The 1,110-nt window shown below is 53.6% G+C and carries 1 protein-coding gene; it reads left to right on the forward strand.

Annotated features, from left to right (window positions below; all coding sequences use genetic code 11):
- Positions 1 to 217 precede the first annotated feature (217 nt).
- Positions 218 to 736 carry a phospholipase A2 gene (locus tag ACT3SQ_RS19245; RefSeq protein ID WP_443352271.1) on the forward strand — a complete coding sequence of 173 codons (519 nt, stop codon included), beginning with the start codon at positions 218 to 220 and terminating at the stop codon, positions 734 to 736.
- Positions 737 to 1,110: the final 374 nt, after the last annotated feature.

The following is a 1,110-nucleotide window of genomic DNA, read 5'->3' on the forward strand; positions in this document are numbered from 1 at the left end:
TTCACCATCCGGTAGCCATCTGGGCCAACGTTGTTGACATGTATCACACAATCACATATTGTGGAAGCGTGCAAAAAGGACGGACTTACCAGCGGGGGCGGCAATCTATGTTGTCACAACCACCCGAGGAAGCCTAACGTGAGGAGGGGTGACGGATACAGCGGTCCGAACAAGATTGTCTTTGAGTGTGCTAGCGTGGTTAACGATTATCGTATTGATGTTGGCGCTAGCGCCATCGCGGGCTGACGCGGAAACTACCGAGCACAGTTATACGCGCGACGGACTGACAGCAACCTGGAACTCAAGCGATTTTTCGGATCTAACTGTTACGGACACCCCCGCTACGGCCGACTCCTCTGCCAGCAGTAAAGATAGCTACGTTGGTAATGCAATTATCGATGCATGGGAGTATTCTACATCTGCGCTTCAAGGTAGCGACCACAAGATAACCCCCTACGCACCCCCTAATGGGTGCAGCTATTCGCCGGACAGTTGGGGGGCAGCGAATTTTCGGCCCACATGTGATTCGCACGATATTTGTTACTCGAGCACCTCGGACCTTTCTCGTAAGCTTTGTGACCAGCGACTTCGTTATGGCCTTAGGGCCGCCTGTGATGCCGCATACCCGGACGGGAATCAGCAAGAGACGGCATGTTTGGGGGCAGCCAACACCTATTATCGCGCCGTACGCATATTTGGTAGAAGTCACTACGAGGGTACTGGAGACCCTGCTTGAATGGGGTGGGCATGAAGGCTGCGACCAACGCTGGTTTGGTAATTCTTATTTTCGGGCTCGTCCTGGCACTCGTATCATGCCTTTTCAATATGGTCACATCGGCCGACGGTGGCGGAGCCAACATAGGCGCGGGTATAGGCTTCATTCTGGGTCTCGCGTTAACTGTGGTTGGAGTGCTTTGCATTGGTGGTAGCGCAATTGCTTCCAAGGCGAGGCGGAAATAAGTGCTACCTCGTGCCTTCTCGTGATCGTCGGCGCACCATGCGGAGTCGCCCCTATCTCTGGATTTACTCTGAGGCAACCGCGCGGGTGTTTCGGAAAGAAGAAGTAATTGGTTCATGAGCACTCCAGCAACTTCAAAGAGCTCCTCTAGC

This window comes from Brachybacterium sp. AOP42-C2-15 (assembly GCF_052377065.1).
Lineage (GTDB): Bacteria > Actinomycetota > Actinomycetes > Actinomycetales > Dermabacteraceae > Brachybacterium.

Coding starts and splice junctions, on each gene's coding strand:
- ACT3SQ_RS19245 (WP_443352271.1), top strand. CDS start 218: ATGTTGGCGCTAGCGCCATCGCGGGCTGACGCGGAAACTACCGAGCAC.